The 16,275-nt window shown below is 42.5% G+C and carries 18 protein-coding genes; 13 read left to right on the top strand and 5 right to left on the bottom strand.

Annotated elements, in window-relative coordinates; translation table 11 throughout:
• Positions 1-22 precede the first annotated feature (22 nt).
• A complete protein-coding gene (locus AC3E9V_RS04675) occupies positions 23-685 on the bottom strand; it encodes a 2-C-methyl-D-erythritol 4-phosphate cytidylyltransferase (RefSeq protein ID WP_488752029.1) in 663 nt (220 codons plus the stop codon).
• Positions 686-689: 4 nt separating this feature from the next.
• Entirely contained in the window at positions 690-1,736 is a 1,047-nt protein-coding gene (queA, locus tag AC3E9V_RS04670) for a tRNA preQ1(34) S-adenosylmethionine ribosyltransferase-isomerase QueA (RefSeq protein WP_488752028.1), read from the bottom strand.
• Positions 1,737-1,859: 123 nt separating this feature from the next.
• Between queA and AC3E9V_RS04665 the strand changes: the two genes are divergently transcribed.
• Positions 1,860-3,113 carry an ABC transporter permease gene (locus tag AC3E9V_RS04665; RefSeq protein WP_488752027.1) on the top strand — a complete coding sequence of 418 codons (1,254 nt, stop codon included), beginning with the start codon at positions 1,860-1,862 and terminating at the stop codon, positions 3,111-3,113.
• Between the two features lie 178 nt (positions 3,114-3,291).
• On the opposite strand, the gene recA is transcribed toward AC3E9V_RS04665, so the two are convergent.
• A complete protein-coding gene (gene recA / locus AC3E9V_RS04660) occupies positions 3,292-4,332 on the bottom strand; it encodes a recombinase RecA (RefSeq protein ID WP_488752026.1) in 1,041 nt (346 codons plus the stop codon).
• Positions 4,333-4,693: 361 nt separating this feature from the next.
• Here recA and AC3E9V_RS04655 point away from each other — a divergent pair, with 361 nt between their 5' ends.
• The 7 genes from AC3E9V_RS04655 to tsf all read left to right on the top strand — a co-directional run bounded on the left by AC3E9V_RS04655 (position 4,694) and on the right by tsf (position 9,927).
• Positions 4,694-5,380: a response regulator transcription factor gene (locus AC3E9V_RS04655; RefSeq protein ID WP_488752025.1), complete on the top strand. Its 687-nt coding sequence runs from the start codon at positions 4,694-4,696 to the stop codon at positions 5,378-5,380.
• A 9-nt stretch (positions 5,381-5,389) separates the two neighbouring features.
• Positions 5,390-6,475: a sensor histidine kinase gene (locus AC3E9V_RS04650; protein ID WP_488752024.1), complete on the top strand. Its 1,086-nt coding sequence runs from the start codon at positions 5,390-5,392 to the stop codon at positions 6,473-6,475.
• A complete protein-coding gene (locus AC3E9V_RS04645) occupies positions 6,468-7,199 on the top strand; it encodes an RluA family pseudouridine synthase (protein ID WP_488752023.1) in 732 nt (243 codons plus the stop codon). Before AC3E9V_RS04650 ends, AC3E9V_RS04645 begins: the two co-directional genes overlap by 8 nt.
• 144 nt (positions 7,200-7,343) lie before the next feature.
• Positions 7,344-7,787: a 50S ribosomal protein L13 gene (rplM, locus tag AC3E9V_RS04640; RefSeq protein WP_488752022.1), complete on the top strand. Its 444-nt coding sequence runs from the start codon at positions 7,344-7,346 to the stop codon at positions 7,785-7,787.
• Between the two features lie 21 nt (positions 7,788-7,808).
• A complete protein-coding gene (gene rpsI, locus AC3E9V_RS04635; RefSeq protein WP_488752021.1) occupies positions 7,809-8,195 on the top strand; it encodes a 30S ribosomal protein S9 in 387 nt (128 codons plus the stop codon).
• A gap of 12 nt (positions 8,196-8,207) precedes the next feature.
• A complete protein-coding gene (gene rpsB / locus AC3E9V_RS04630; protein ID WP_488752020.1) occupies positions 8,208-8,966 on the top strand; it encodes a 30S ribosomal protein S2 in 759 nt (252 codons plus the stop codon).
• Positions 8,967-9,096: 130 nt separating this feature from the next.
• Positions 9,097-9,927, top strand: a complete 831-nt coding sequence (gene tsf, locus AC3E9V_RS04625) for a translation elongation factor Ts (RefSeq protein WP_488752019.1) — start codon at positions 9,097-9,099, stop codon at positions 9,925-9,927.
• A gap of 84 nt (positions 9,928-10,011) precedes the next feature.
• On the opposite strand, the gene AC3E9V_RS04620 is transcribed toward tsf, so the two are convergent.
• Together AC3E9V_RS04620 and AC3E9V_RS04615 are read right to left on the bottom strand one after the other, a co-directional pair.
• Positions 10,012-10,491 carry a hypothetical protein gene (locus AC3E9V_RS04620; RefSeq protein WP_488752018.1) on the bottom strand — a complete coding sequence of 160 codons (480 nt, stop codon included), beginning with the start codon at positions 10,489-10,491 and terminating at the stop codon, positions 10,012-10,014.
• A 196-nt stretch (positions 10,492-10,687) separates the two neighbouring features.
• Positions 10,688-11,665 (bottom strand): zinc dependent phospholipase C family protein, encoded by a 978-nt coding sequence (locus tag AC3E9V_RS04615; RefSeq protein WP_488752017.1) that lies wholly within the window; start codon positions 11,663-11,665, stop codon positions 10,688-10,690.
• Between the two features lie 123 nt (positions 11,666-11,788).
• Between AC3E9V_RS04615 and rpsT the strand changes: the two genes are divergently transcribed.
• From rpsT to AC3E9V_RS04590, 5 genes are all read left to right on the top strand, one after another.
• Positions 11,789-12,040 (top strand): 30S ribosomal protein S20, encoded by a 252-nt coding sequence (gene rpsT, locus AC3E9V_RS04610; RefSeq protein WP_488752016.1) that lies wholly within the window; start codon positions 11,789-11,791, stop codon positions 12,038-12,040.
• Between the two features lie 85 nt (positions 12,041-12,125).
• A complete protein-coding gene (radC, locus tag AC3E9V_RS04605) occupies positions 12,126-12,827 on the top strand; it encodes a RadC family protein (protein WP_488752015.1) in 702 nt (233 codons plus the stop codon).
• A gap of 10 nt (positions 12,828-12,837) precedes the next feature.
• Positions 12,838-13,443, top strand: coding sequence for a DUF1684 domain-containing protein (locus AC3E9V_RS04600; RefSeq protein ID WP_488752014.1), 606 nt, complete (start codon positions 12,838-12,840; stop codon positions 13,441-13,443).
• A 116-nt stretch (positions 13,444-13,559) separates the two neighbouring features.
• On the top strand, positions 13,560-15,968 hold the full coding sequence (gene pheT / locus AC3E9V_RS04595) for a phenylalanine--tRNA ligase subunit beta (protein ID WP_488752013.1): 2,409 nt from the start codon (positions 13,560-13,562) through the stop codon (positions 15,966-15,968).
• Positions 15,969-16,268, top strand: a complete 300-nt coding sequence (locus AC3E9V_RS04590) for a hypothetical protein (RefSeq protein ID WP_488752012.1) — start codon at positions 15,969-15,971, stop codon at positions 16,266-16,268.
• Positions 16,269-16,275: the final 7 nt, after the last annotated feature.

Raw genomic sequence — 16,275 nt, 5'->3', positions numbered from 1 at the left:
AGTTAGTATTGCGCTGCCTAACTCAGAGTAAGGCTTCGGCAATAATCAGATCCTCCGTAGTGGTGATCTTTATATTTCTATAGTCTCCCCTCACAGGGCTTACTATGCCACCGCTTTTTTCATAAACGGTAGCGTCATCGGTAAATTCAGACGATTCCTCCTGCTTAAATGCTTGCTTGATCAATGATGTCCTGAAAGTTTGCGGTGTCTGCACGGCCAGATATCTGGATCTATCCCGGGCCTGTGTTTGCCCGTTTGCTAACCTCTCTCGCATGGAATCTTTCATTTCCACCATCACCACACCTGAACCTGTCCTTTCAGCAGAAGTAAAAGAATCAGCTATTGCTTTTTGGGTAACAAGAGGACGAACCGCATCATGAATGGCCACCAGATCAGCAGTAACTTTTTCCAGCCCCGCACGAACGCTTTGAAAACGAGAATCCCCGCCAACAGCCACCACTACAGGCTGTTCAGCAAAATATTCGATCCGAATATCCTCCCACAAGCTCAAATGTGCTTCTGGCAAAACCAAAATGACCTCAATAGCAGGATCGTAGTTCAGGAAGACTTGTACAGTATGAACCAAAATAGGCTTACCTGCCATCATCAAAAATTGCTTGGGTACTTCGTGCCCCATCCGGGTACCACTACCTCCAGCTACGATGACAACAGATCTCCCGGCCATACTTCTACAGGATCAACATCGCATCACCATAGGTAAAGAAACGATACTTCTCTTTGATAGCAGTCTGATAAGCTTTCATGATTAGCTCATACCCTCCAAATGCTGCTGCAGTCATGAGTAGCGTAGATTCCGGAAGGTGGAAATTAGTAACCAGGGCATTACAGATCTTGAATTCATACTGAGGGAAAATGAACTTATCAGTCCACCCCTCATTGGCTTTTAACCGGCCTCCGGCTGAAACTGATGACTCCAGGGTCCTCATTACTGTAGTGCCAATAGAGCATACCTGTTTCTTTTCATCCAGAGCTCTATTCACCCGATCAGCTGTTTTTTCCGGAACCATATAGTTTTCAGAATCCATCTTGTGCTTGGTAAGATCCTCCACGTCTACCGGACGAAACGTACCAAGACCTACATGTAAAGTGATCGGATCAATATCCACACCCTTAATCTCTAAGCGCTTCATTACCTGGCGGGTAAAATGGAGGCCTGCTGTAGGAGCTGCTACTGCTCCGATGTTTTTTGCGTAGATGGTTTGAAAACGCTCACGATCTTCAGGCTCAGCGGCTCTCTTGATGCTTTTCGGGAGGGGTGTTTCCCCAAGTCGATCGATCATCTTGTAAAATTCGTCTTCTTCTCCATCAAATAGAAAACGAATGGTCCTGCCTCGCGAAGTAGTGTTGTCAATTACCTCTGCTACAAGCTCACCATCGCCAAAATAAAGCTTATTCCCAACCCTGATTTTCCTGGCCGGATCTACCAAAACATCCCAGAGTTTCATCTCTTTATTGAGTTCACGAAGGAGAAAAACTTCAATTTTCGCACCAGTTTTTTCTTTATTTCCGTATAACCTTGCAGGGAAAACTTTGGTGTCATTGATGACCATGACATCACCTTCATCAAAGTAATCGACTATATCCTTGAAAACCTTATGCTCAATTTCGCCTGTATCCCGATGCACAACCATAAGCCGCGACTCATCGCGGTTTTCTTCAGGGTGCAAAGCGATATGACTGGAAGGAAGATCAAATTTGAATTCGGATAATTTCATTTGTACTATCTTGGATTAATCGATGGAGTTGATTAAATAAGTCGGCAAAATTAGTAAATACTTTTGTCTTTAAACGTATAAAAAAGGATAACCTTACAACCAAACCTTAAAACGGAATAGCTGGTGATCATCATTAAACTTATCTTTGAAAGCTTTCGGTTCGCCTGGAATGCCCTCCGGATGAATCTTCTACGAACTACTTTATCCCTACTGGGGGTTACCATTGGAATTTTCGCCATCATCGCCGTCTTTACTCTCGTAGATTCACTTGAGCGAAGCATCAAAGACAGTTTAAATTTTTTAGGTACCAATAACATTAACGTTCAGAAATGGCCATATGGTTTCGGAGGAGGGCCATATCCCTGGTGGAAGTACTTACAGCGCCCTTATCCGACCTATGATGAGTACCGATTCCTTAGAGAAAATGTCAAACATGCTCAGGCAATGTCCATCTTTACCGTGCGAGGTGGCGTCACTGCCAAGCATGAAAGCAGCAGTAGTGTTGATCTGGATCTGATTGGCATAGTCTATGACCATAAGGATGTCTACGAAATTCCCATTGAAAAAGGTCGCTACTTTACTCCACAGGAAGCAGATGCCGGTAGAAATGTAGCGATACTTGGCTATCGGTCAGCTTCGGAGCTTTTCCCAAACGAAACCCCCATTGGTAAGGAAGTCAAGATCCGCGGATTAAAGTACTATGTAGTAGGCACTATAAAGGAAGAAGGTGATAGCTTTTTGGGTGCTCCTACCAATGATGAAAACATCTACCTCCCCTACAAATCATTTATCAAGCTTTTTTATACGGGCAGGAGAAGTGGCGTAGAACCCCTGATCACCGTAAAAGGACTTGAATCTGATATAGGTCTCGTAGAACTGGAAGCTGAACTACGAGGATTGATGCGCAAAAAACGGGCGCTGAAACCCAAAGAGGAAGATAACTTTGCTCTGAACAGACCAGAGGCGATAGCTAACTTCATTGGTTCCACTTTTGACGTAATAGGATTGGCAGGCTGGTTCATTGGTGGGTTCTCTATCCTGGTCGGTGGATTTGGTATAGCCAATATTATGTTTGTTTCTGTCAGGGAGCGTACCCATATCATTGGCATTCAGAAATCACTTGGCGCCAAGAACTACTTTATCCTGTTTCAGTTCCTTTTCGAGTCGGTTTTCTTAAGTGTACTGGGAGGTGGCGCTGGTATTTTCATGGTTTGGCTGCTATCCTTTATCAGTCTGGGGTCATTAGACCTGATACTCAGCTTTTCTAATATCGCCCTTGGACTTGGTGTATCAGCTATTATCGGAATGGCCTCAGGGATCATTCCGGCTGCCATGGCCGCAAGACTTGATCCGGTTATTGCTATCAGGACACAGTAGTCGTTACTAGTGTCACGACTCTTAAACTTAAATAAGGATACTAATTCATGCCATCACTAAGTTGATGAAATCTTTGTTTTATAAGTATAAGTAAGAAGCTGAGTGATGGCATGAAATTTAGCTTGCTTTCTTAGTCATCGTGACACTAGCTCAGTGATTTGTCAGGAAGTAAATACTTTTATTTTTCTTCCTTCACAGGCTTCTCATCAAAGACCTCAGTGTCTTCCCCCTGGATTTTTGCTTTGATCTTGGCCTCCAGCTCTTCCATGAGCTCAGGATTATCCTCCACAAGTTGCTTCACGGCATCCCGGCCCTGTCCCAGCTTATTGTCATTGTAAGAGAACCATGATCCGGATTTTTTGATCACATCGAGCTCCACACCTATATCTATTATCTCACCAGACTTACTGATGCCTTTACCATACATGATATCAAATTCCACCACTTTAAACGGGGGAGCCACTTTGTTTTTAACCACTTTGACACGGGTGCGGTTACCCATCACATTATCCGCACTTTCTTTGATCTGCCCGATCCGGCGAATATCCAATCGAACGGAAGCATAAAACTTCAGGGCATTTCCCCCTGTTGTGGTTTCCGGGTTACCAAACATCACCCCGATCTTCTCACGAAGCTGGTTGATAAAAATACAGGAGCAGCCTGTCTTGTTGATCGCCCCGGTGAGCTTTCTGAGCGCCTGAGACATCAAACGTGCCTGAAGCCCCATCTTACTGTCACCCATCTCACCTTCAAGTTCTCCTCTGGGAACGAGAGCAGCAACAGAGTCAATCACAATAATATCGATAGCACCCGACCGGATCAAATGCTCCGCAATCTCCAAGGCCTGCTCTCCATTATCAGGTTGAGATATCAGCAGGTTTTCCGTATCTATACCCAGCTTCTCGGCATATGTCTTATCAAAGGCATGTTCTGCATCTATGATTGCGGCTAATCCGTTCTTTTTCTGAGCTTCGGCAATACAGTGCATGGCCAAAGTGGTCTTACCTGAAGATTCTGGCCCGTATATCTCAATAACACGACCTTTAGGGATACCTCCCACTCCCAGGGCCATATCCAACCCCAAAGATCCGGTCGAAATAGTAGGCACATCCAAAACCTTATTATCTGAAAGCTTCATAATAGTGCCCTTCCCATAAGTCTTTTCAAGCTTGTCAATTGTTAATTGAAGTGCCTTTAATTTTTCAGTATTTTCAGCCATGCCGTATTTAAAATCAGAAGTTAAAACTTAAAGCTAATAATATTAGCAATAATTCACAATTCAGCTAACTATTTTAGCTCGTGGAATTTCCCATAATCTCTTTTCTGGTTCGAATTTAACCTAAATTTGTCATGCTGTAATGGGATTGGAATGAACAGTTTCGATTTTATATCATTTCATCGGAATATTAGCCCAATTAACAAATTGTTACCTTTTTCACATAAAATTGATTTCTCCTTAATTTTGAATAATATCGAATGTCTTTGCATTCTTTCAGTGTCATTCTGATGGTATCTGCTCGGACGGTTAATTTTTCATGAATAGAAGATTAAGCTAACTTTAACTGTAACTACAAACTCAAATGGCTAAGCATAATCAGAAAGTGCTGGTAGTAGATGATGAAGCAGACATTCTGGAATTGTTGAAATACAATCTTTCCAAGGAAGGCTATGAGGTAAAAACGGCCCTGGATGGCATAAAAGGTGTGGATGTAGCAAAATCCTTCATACCTGACCTGATCCTGCTGGACATCATGATGCCCAAGCAGGATGGTGTGGAAACATGCAGACAGATCCGCGAAATACCTGAACTGGCCAATACATTCGTTATCTTTCTTACTGCACGGTCCGAAGAGTACTCCGAAGTAGCTGCTTTTGATATGGGAGCAGATGATTATATCACAAAGCCGATAAAACCACGCGCATTGGTCAGCCGCATAAATGCGCTGTTCAGAAGAGAGTCGAAAAAGAAAAAAGAGTCTAATAAAATCACAGTGGGTGAGCTGGTGATAGACCGCACCAGCTATACGGTCTTTTCAGGTGATCAAAAGGTCAATCTCCCTAAGAAAGAATTTGAATTGCTCTATTTTCTGGCTCAAAATCCGGGCAAAGTATTCAGCCGGGATGAGCTCCTTCAAAATATATGGGGAACGGATGTGTACGTACTGGCTCGTACCGTAGATGTACATATAAGAAAGGTGAGAGAAAAAATCGGAGATGGTTTTATATCCACAGTAAAAGGCGTAGGCTACAAGTTCGATACCAACTAAGGTCATCTTATGATCATTAATTCCAGAGGCTTATCTCTCCTATTGGCATTTTTCATTTCGTTAATCACCACAGCTTTTTTGTTGCTGGTACCCACCATCAATAATATAGCCCTGGTTATTGCTTTTGGGATAACATTTTCCTCTGCTTACATCTTTATAAGACTGGTTCTTGAGTTTCTGTTTTTCCGCCATATTAACTCAATCCATGACGCGCTGGAAAACCTGAGAGACCAGGAGCTTTCCAGGCTTACCAAACCCACAAAGAGGTTTTCATTTAATCCACTCAAAAAGATAAACCGGGACATTTATAATTATGCTGAAAAGAAACAGCAGGAAATCCGTGAGCTCAAGAGGATGGAAACCTTTCGCCGGGAGTTTATAGCTGATGTATCACACGAGCTTAAGACCCCAATTTTTGCCGCTCAGGGATTTGTACATACTTTATTAGATGGTGCGGTGGAAGACAAAAAAGTCAGAGGAAAATTTCTCAAAAAAGCTGCCAAGAGCCTGGATGGGCTGGATGTGCTCGTGCAAGACCTTCTCACCATTTCGCAAATGGAGACCGGTGAGATTAAAATGCACTTTGAAAACTTCGACATTGTTGAGCTGACTAAGGAGGTAATTGACCAACTGGAAGGGAAAGCCGAAAAAAATAAAATCACCGTAACGCTGGAAAACCCAGACAGTAAGTTTTTTGTACGGGCAGATTATCAGCGCATCTACCAGGTAATGATCAACCTTGTTTCAAACGGAATAAAATATACAAAGAAAAAGGGTCGGGTGACCATTCGCTTCGAGCAAGATGGTAAATTTGTAACTACCCGTGTAACTGACAATGGCCGAGGCATTCCCAAAGAAGATTTAGGTCGTATCTTTGAGCGGTTTTACCGTGTAGAAAAAAGCAGATCTAAAGAGAAAGGCGGAACCGGGTTAGGGCTTTCTATCGTAAAACACATTATGGAGGGTCATGCCTCCACCATAGAAGTAGAAAGTGAATACAAAGTAGGTTCTGCTTTTAGTTTTAAACTAAAACGCGGGAAACCGGTCGCTCACAGATTTTTAGAGGAAGAGGACGAAGAGGAAGACTATGCATAAATATGTCAAAGGCATCACATTCAGAGATATCACTCTCTTTGAAAATGAAAATTATGTGGTGATCAATAAGCCACCTTACATTTCCACACTGGATGACAGAAATGATCCCGTAGATATTTTAAAGCTCGCCAGGGAAGAAATACCTGAGGCACAGGTATGCCACCGCCTTGACAAGGAAACCTCTGGCATACTCGTAGTAGCAAAGCATCCGGAAGCTTACAGGCATTTTGCGATCATGCTGGAAAAACGTCAGGTAAAAAAAGTTTACAATGCGGTCATACAGGGCATCCATGAGTTTGACAACCTGGAGGCCGATCAACCAATTCACTCAACCAACAGCAAATCCCGCATAGATTTTAAAGGGGGCAAGCCTTCACTGACTTTGGTTTCCACTTTAGAAACATTCAGGCTACACACACTGGTCAAGTGTTTTCCCGTGTCCGGGAGATTGCATCAGATCCGGGTGCACCTTGCCTTTCACGAGGCTCCCATCTGTTGTGATCCTGCATATGGGGGGGATTACATCTATTTATCGCAGATCAAGAAAAATTTCCACCTTGGTAAATTTAAAGATGAAGAACATCCGCTGATCCAGCGTGTGGCTCTCCATGCTCACAACATTGCCTTCAGAGATTATGAAAATGAGGAAACCATCATTGAGGTAGAAGCGCCCTACCCCAAGGACTTTGCAGTGTTAGTAAAGCAGCTCCGTAAAAACCTTTAGATCAGGCATTTTGGAGCATTCCATGCATTCTTGCTGATACTCAAACTTAATCGTGATCTTATTTTGGTTTTACAATATTAAACCTCTATTTTTGTGTCCCTTTTCTAAAGGGGAACCTATAGTTCATTTTAAACGAATAAAAAATTGGATACTTTAAGCTATAAAACGGTATCGTTAAACAGTGCTACAACAGAGAAGAACTGGGTCATCATAGACGCTGATACAAAAGTATTGGGTAGAGTGGCTAGCGAGGTAGCAAAGATCATCAGAGGTAAGCACAAAGCAAGCTACACTCCACATGTGGATTGTGGTGATAACGTGATCGTTATCAATGCTGATAAAGTCCGGCTGACTGGTAAGAAGTGGACTGATAAGCAATATATACGACACACAGGATACCCTGGTGGTCAGCGTTTTGAGACACCACAAGAAGCAAAAGCTAAGTCTTCCAGATTATTGGTTGAGAGAGCTGTGAAAGGTATGCTTCCAAAAAACAGACTGGGGAGCAAGCTCTTCAAAAACCTTTATGTGTATGAAGGTGCAGAGCACCCTCATGAAGCACAGAAACCGAAAGAAATTAAACTTTAAAAACGAATCTTTAACACCTAAATGGAAATCATTAACACCATTGGAAGAAGGAAAACCTCTGTAGCCAGAGTGTATCTGCAGAGCGGGAAAGGTGAGATCACTGTCAATGACAAGGATATTGCCATATACTTTCCTTCTGAGATTTTGCAAACCATCGTAAAACAACCCCTGGCCAAGCTGGAGGTGGATGGAAACTATGAGATCAGCGTAAATGTTGATGGCGGAGGGCCGAAAGGTCAGGCAGAGGCGGTAAGACTCGCCATCGCCCGCGCATTGGTAGAACTAGATGAGGAAAACAAACCTCCTTTGAAGAAAGAAGGATTTCTTACCAGAGACCCCAGAATGGTAGAGCGTAAGAAATACGGCAGAAGAAAAGCGAGAAGAAGATTCCAGTTCAGTAAACGATAAGATCTTATAGTTATGTCAAAAATAGAATACAAAGACCTTTTAGATGCCGGTGTACATTTCGGACACCTTACCAGAAAGTGGAATCCGCAGATGGCACCTTATATCTTCATGGAGAAGAACGGCATCCACATCATTGATCTAAATAAAACATTAGTTGAGCTTGACAAAGCAGCTAGCGCATTGCAGTCTATCGTTCGTTCAGGACGAAAAGTGATGTTTGTTGCTACCAAAAAGCAGGCTAAGGAAGTAGTAGAAACAGCGGCTCAGAAGCTAAACATGCCATACGTAACCGAAAGATGGTTAGGTGGTATGTTGACCAACTTCGCTACGATCCGTAAGTCACTCAAGAAAATGGCCGGTATCGATAAGCTTATGAAAGATGAAGCCTATCTGAACCTGGCAAAAAGAGAGCGACTGATGATCAGCCGTGAAAAAGCTAAGCTTGAGCGTGTACTTGGCGGTATTTCTGATCTGAACAGACTTCCTGCGGCTCTTTTCGTGATTGATATCAAAAGAGAGCACATTGCTGTAGCAGAAGCGCAAAAGCTTAATATTCCTGTGTTTGCACTGGTTGACACCAACTCTGATCCTACTCAGGTAGATTTTCCGGTCCCTGGTAATGATGATGCCTGGAAATCAATCAACCTGATCACAAACTACCTGGCCAAAGCGATAGAAGAAGGCCTATCTGAGCGCAAAAAGGATAAAGAGGAAGCAAAAGTACAAGAAGAGGAAGAGGCTAAGCGAAAAGCTGACGAGCAAGAAGCTTAATCACAACATATTTATGAACTGTTCAAAAATTGAACATTGGTCTATCCTACCCGGTAGCTATCGGGCTCAGGAGGATGTCGGTGTTCAATTTTTGTTTAGAAGCAATTAAAAAAGTAAATAAAGAAATAAAATGGCTATTACTGCGAAAGACGTAAACAAATTAAGACAAATGACCGGTGCCGGGATGATGGACTGTAAAAAAGCACTGGTGGAAGCAGATGGTGATTTCGATAAAGCAGTAGAACTGCTTAGAAAAAAAGGTCAAAAAGTATCTGCTAAACGAGCTGACAGAGAAACAACTGAAGGTGTAGTTGTAACAAGAACTAACGACGACAATACAAAAGGTATCGTGATCGCTTTCACTTGTGAGACTGACTTTGTGGCTAAAAATGAAGATTTCGTTGCTCTTGCAAACGAAGTTGCTGACCTGGCTTTTGAACATGCCCCGGCAGATATAGAAGCACTTAAAGCACTGAAATCCGGTGACATTACACTGGGAGAAAAAATCGTGGAGGCGACCGGAAAAATTGGTGAAAAGCTGGAAATCAGCACCTATGAAACGTTAGAAGGAGAAGCAGTAGTGCCATACATTCACTCTAATGGCAAATTAGGTGTACTTGTCGTTCTTAAAAATGCCAACGGTGCATCTGTGGAAGAAGCCGGACGCGATGTAGCTATGCAAATCGCAGCAATGAATCCAGTAGCTGTTGATAAGGATGGTGTGGATTCCGCAACTGTGGAGAAAGAGATCGAGATCGGAAAAGAGCAAGCAAGACAGGAAGGAAAGCCTGAAAACATAGTGGACAAAATTGCTCAGGGTAAGCTTCAGAAGTTTTTTAAGGAAAACACCCTGCTTAGCCAGGCATTTGTAAAAGACAGCTCCGTGTCTATTCAGCAGTATCTGGATGGTGTAAGCAAAGGGCTTACTGTTGCTGATTTCAAACGAATTGCAATTGGTTAATTAAGAAGCACAGTATCAAAAGATAAAAACCCGCATCTTGCGGGTTTTTTTATATCCATAAGCATAATAAAGTTCGTTTCAGCGCTAGTTAGCCTTACTAACTAAGTTAAAATCCACCGGAATCAAATTTTCATCAAAATTAAGCGTCTCATCCCCTCGTTCTTTACTTTTGATTTCCATCTCATAAAATACCGTTTCATCCTTGAAGCTCGTGATCTTCCAAAAACCCCTTACCTTATACTTATCATAGGTATCATCCAGGTGATGAATAAGTGATACAGGCACATTCTTACTTAGGTCCAGGTTTTCGGAAATCGGTTTGCCATCCGAGTCATACATCGTCACCACATCAAAGCCTTCATAGGTAAAATCAGCTTCGTATAGTCTACCATCATCTATTACCTTCCACACATTTGTTGTGCTGTTTGGATAATGATGATAATGCCACTTCAATATCTCAAATGAGATCTCCGATTCACTTACTTCCGCTGTTTGAGCATAACTCAAATACCCAACACAAAAGAGAAAAGACGCCGTTAGAAAACTCACAATTACTTGCCTCATAATCATCCATAGTTTGGTAAACCATTAATAATCTACTAATGAAAATGAAAATATCATAATTATTTCGACGAAATGAAGCGATTTAAAGATGGGGAACCACAAAGTGAAAGTTTTTGAAACATTCCTGAGTATGAAAGCCAGTAATTAGCGTAACTAACTCATTTATAATTACATACAAAGTTTCAACAGGTCCTGCTCATGGAAACCGGTTGTTTCCGGATAATGGTTCACCACTCTCATGGTTTCTCAAATTCTCCATACTTTGCCTTCCTGTTATTTTTTCCTGAGCGTCTACTGTATGAAGCAGTTGATCAAGTGAAGGCTGGCCTGCATCCACCCACGCAGTATACCAAAAGTTGGCAGTCATTTTTATAGCCCGACGTAGCTGCCGACTCACCATACCATTCAGTCGCTGGTGGTAATCTCTCGAATATTCGTACGAATAAACCCGTACAGTGCTGTTTCCTCTCTCCTCATAGCTGTATTTTTTATCCTCCGGGTACTTCTCACTCAAGGACTTTTCTATCAGCAAGACAGAGTCCAACGCCAAATGCGCGCTCTCTACAGCCTTCCAGGCTGCAAGCTGCGTATCTCTAACGTATGAGGCCTTTCCTACAAATAAGTCATAATCTTCAAAAAACAATTCCGGAAGTCTGGATTCCCAAAAGCCGTGAATACCATACTGACCCGTAAGCTGGCCGTTGTAGTTTTCAGTAGTATGCAGCGGAACATGCGCATCGCCTATGTAATGACCAAGATCCGCTGAATATCTGAGGATCTGCTCAATATTTCCCTCACTAAATGCCTGGGTTAGCTTGTATTTCACGAGATTGATATGCCACGGCACCACACCATAAGCCTTCAGCGTATCTTCGGTATATTCTTCCACTGCGCTATTCCAGTAGCGTGGCATTTTGTAGAGAGCGCTATCACCATACACATCCAGGTCAATGTAATGCCTTGGAGCTTCTGCAGGATTCACATACCGTCGTTTATCCGGGTTCACGGCTTTTTCAGAAATGTATTGGATATGGTACTTATAAAAATCAATCATTTCCGGAGGAAGGCTAAAGACAGCCAGCCGATTGATCTGCTTATGAGCAAAAAAGCCCCAGCCCATCAGCCCAAGACTTATCGTAGCGATGATTGATAGAGTAGCTATTCGCTGGATCATAGGGGCAAAATAACTGAAAAAATTTATAGGATATCTCCCACTTACTTAATCGATTACTTTTGTTTTAAAGATCAATTGTTCTATCTTTGCATCCCTTAATTAGGACAGGAGAATATTTAGATTATGGCAAATCATAAATCGGCATTAAAGAGAATTCGGTCAAACGAGGCGAAAAGACTTAGAAACCGCTATCAGCACAAGACCACCAGAACTTATGTGAAACGTCTGAGAGAAACTACAGACAAAGCAGAAGCTGAAAAGCTGTTGCCTCAGGTGATCAGCATGGTAGATAAGCTGGCTAAGAAAAATCTCATTCATAATAATAAGGCTTCCAACCTGAAATCCAGCCTTGTTCGCCAGATCAACTCGCTGTAACAAATTACGGAACCTAAAAGATCTTTGCCCTGTCCACCTGGTCAGGGTTTTTTTATTATCTTCAATTCTTAAAGATTGACAGATAATGGAGCACACATCAAGCTACCTTGCCATCAACAAATGGGCGGAAGAAGACCGCCCCCGTGAGAAATTAACCCTCAAAGGAAAAGCCTCCCTATCAGATGCCGAGTTAATTGGTATACTCCTCGGGTCAGGCACTAAAACCTTGAGTGCAGTGGACCTTGCCAAGCAAATTTTAAAAGCTGTAGATAACGATCTGCATGAATTAGCCAGGCTAAGCGTAAAAGACCTGACGAAGTTTAAGGGTATAGGCCAGGCTAAGGCTATCTCCATAGTAAGCGCACTGGAACTGGGACGAAGAAGAAAAAACGCCGAGCCACAAAAGAAACCAAAGATTACCTGCTCAAATGATGCTTATGAATACATAAAACCTGAGCTGATTGATCAGAAGCATGAAGAATTCTGGGTGATCCTGCTACGCCGAAATAATGAGATCATCAAAAAAGAAAAAATCAGCTTTGGAGGAGTTTCCGGAACCATTGTTGACCCGAAAATCATATTTAAAAGTGCGATTGAGTCACTCGCAAGTGGCATTATATTGGTACATAATCATCCCTCTGGCAATACCAAACCAAGCGAATTGGATATCCGGCTTACTGAAAAATTAAAAAAAGCTGGTGCACTGATGGAAATCCCCATTTATGATCACCTGATTTTTACAGATCACGATTACCTTAGCTTTGCAGACGAATCAATGATGCCATGAAGGAGTTTCAATGAAAAAGATAATTTACGTTTTGATCCTTGTCGTAGGTGTGATTATTTTCTTTTCTCTATCGAGCGGAGAAACCGATGAAGATTACCGTAAAAAAGTTGCGGCGGTAAGAAAAGACAGAATCGATTTCCTGAAATCTTCAGAAAAATCTCCTTTTGAGGAATTTAACAAAAAATTCCATCCACCGACCTTTTTTCCTGTGGATAAGTCTTATAAAGTGCAGGCCAGGCTGGATCGGATTAAATCCATACAGAGAGTCAGGATCCAAAATAGCGATGGCACTACGGCCATGTACAATAAGTTTGCTTATGCGGACTTTGAGCTGAAAGGACAGCAACTAAGGCTTCTGATTTTAAAACCATCAGGGTTTGGAGTGCCTAACACCTACTTCACTGCCTTTGCAGATGAAACCAGCACGCTGACTACCTATGGTGGAGGTCGATACCTTGATCTGGAAATAGGCAAATCTGATAAAATAGAAATAGATTTTAACCTGGCTTATAACCCCTACTGTGCTTACGTATCAGCGTATTCCTGCCCCCTGCCTCCCGCTGAAAATATTTTATCCGTATCTATAGAAGCTGGGGAGAAAGATTATAATCATTAAGCCTAGCGAATCGGCAGCACTTTCCTATTTTTGCCGATTAACAATGTTTTTTATTAAACCATGGTAAAAAAAGACGCTCAGGTCTTTTACCATGAAAAATCCCTCGGAAACAAAAGATGAAAATATCGTATAGCTGGCTTAAAGATTTTATAGATATCAAAGAAAGTCCTGAAGAGATCAGTGAAATCCTTACCCAGACCGGGCTGGAAGTGGAAGGGCTGGAACGGGTAGAGAAAATTCCGGGAGGATTGGAAGGACTGGTAGTAGGCGAAATTTTAGAGTGTGCGGATCATCCCGATGCAGATAAACTTAAGCTAACAAAAGTAGACGCGGGGACAGGTGAGCTCTTGCCAGTTGTATGCGGAGCTCCAAATGTCGCAAAAGGTCAAAAAGTCATAGTAGCCACCGTCGGTACCACTATTTATCCCACAGGCCATGAACCTTTCAAAATTAAAAAGGCTAAGATTCGGGGAGAAGTATCTCAGGGGATGCTCTGTGCTGAAGACGAAATAGGACTTGGGCAAAGTCATGAGGGATTGCTGGTTCTGGACACTGACAAACCAAATGGCACTCCGGTTAAAGAGCTTTTTGAAACAGGAGAAGATTATGTCTTTGAAATCGGCTTAACACCTAACCGTGGTGACGCCACCGGCCACCTGGGAGCAGCCCGGGATCTGAAGGCTTATTTTGACCGGCCCATCAAGGTTCCTCAGGCCCCGGCAAAAGATATTAAAACGGACGGACCAATAGAGGTCCTGGTAGAAAACCAAAAAGCCTGCCCGAGATATTCAGGAGTAACCATCCGGGGCGTAAAGGTGGGGCCATCCCCTGAATGGATGCAATGGAAACTCAGAGCTGTTGGTCTGACACCCATCAATAACATAGTAGACATCACAAACTACGTAATGATGAGTCTTGGTCAGCCCATGCATGCATTTGATGCTGCGGATATCAAAGGAAACAAGGTCGTAGTTAAGACCCTTCCCAAAGGCACCAAGTTCACCACACTTGATGAAGTAGAACGAAAGCTGGGGGCTGAAGATCTGATGATCTGTGATGAGAAAGATGGCATGTGTATCGCCGGTGTGTTTGGCGGCATCCGGTCAGGCATTAAAGACACGACCACAGACATTTTTCTGGAAAGCGCTTATTTCAATGCCGATTATGTAAGGGCTACAGCCATGCGGCATGGTTTATCTACCGATGCTTCCTTCCGGTTTGAGAGGGGTACAGACCCGGAAATGACCATACCTGCTCTGCATTGGGCTACGGACCTGATCCTGCAACATGCTGGCGGGCATGTCGCTTCTGACTATGTGGATATCTACCCGCAAAAGATTGAACCAGTAGAGGTAAAAACCACCTATAAAAACTTCCATCGGCTGATTGGAGTGGATCTGCCACACGACAGAATAATTAAAATCCTCAACTTACTGGATATCGAAACCAAAGAAATAACCGATGAGGGATTTACAGCTGTAATCCCTCCGTATCGCAGTGAGGTGACCAGGGAAGCAGATCTTGTAGAAGAAGTTCTCAGAATCTACGGATTTAACAATATCCCACTGGAGGAAACGCTCTCGTCCGGATACATGGCATCTTTCAATGAGAAAGAGCCATACAAGGTACAGGAAGATGTATCCCATTACCTCGCGGGCAAAGGGTTTTCTGAGATACAGACCAACTCACTGACCAACCCCAGATATTTCAGAGAACTTCCTATAGGAGAAAATCCGGTAGAGATCCTTAACAAGTCAAGTGAGGAGCTGGGTTATATGAAAACCACTCCGCTGTATACCGCACTGGAGTCTATCAGACACAATATAAACAGGCGGATTAAAAACCTGAAGTTCTTCGAGTTTAGCAAGACCTACTCAGAAAAGAGCAAAAGCAAATACTGGGAAACAGAATACCTGAATCTTTATCTCACAGGGGATCAGCAGGACGAAAACTGGATCAACCCCTCCGGACCTGTTTCCTTCCATGATCTTTCAGGAGCATTATTTTCAGTCTTTCAGTACCTGAAAATCAATGACTATACTACCGAACCATCCGATAGCTCCATCTTTGACTATGGACTGCGGGTGAAGTTTAACAACAAGGTAGTGGGAGAGCTGGGTAAGCTCAAAGATAAGATCTCCAAATACTTCGAGATCAATCAGGAAGTCTTCTATGCTGAGTTTTTATGGAAAGACATTATAAAAGCTGTTTCCACAGACTATGAGTTTCAGGAACTCTCCAGGTATCCTGAGGTCAGAAGAGATCTTTCATTGGTTTTGGACAAAAATATTTCCTACAATGAGATTAAAGACTTATCTTTTAAAGTCGAAAGGAAGCTTTTGAATAGAATGAATGTCTTCAGTGTATATGAAGGCGAAAAACTTGACGAAGGAAAGAAATCCTACGCTATAAGTTTTTATCTTCAGGACAAAGAAAAGACCTTGACAGATAAGGTTATTGATAAAACCATGAATAACCTTATCAAGACATTTGAAACCGAGATTGGAGTCATTATCAGAAAATAGATGAGTAACGAGACACTGAGATCAGAAATACTTAATCTGGAAAGAAGAGTTAAAATCCTGCTTAGTGAACACGCTCATTTGAAACAGGAAAATGATTCCGTCAAAAGGGAAAATGAAGGCCTGAGAGCACGATTGGAACAAAAAGAGTCCAAACTCTCAAACTTTCAAAATCAAATGAAAATTAGTAGAATTGTAGAAAGCATGGTAGTCGACGGGGATGATACAACCGAGCTAAAGGAAGTGATTGACGACTATATTAAGGAGATAGATAAATGTATAGCTCATTTGGATGAAGCTTAAAACAACC

The organism is Marinoscillum sp. HNIBRBA16962 (assembly GCF_057801515.1).
The sequence above is the reverse complement of the archived record's forward strand: the minus strand, read 5'-3'. Positions and strand labels throughout refer to the sequence as shown.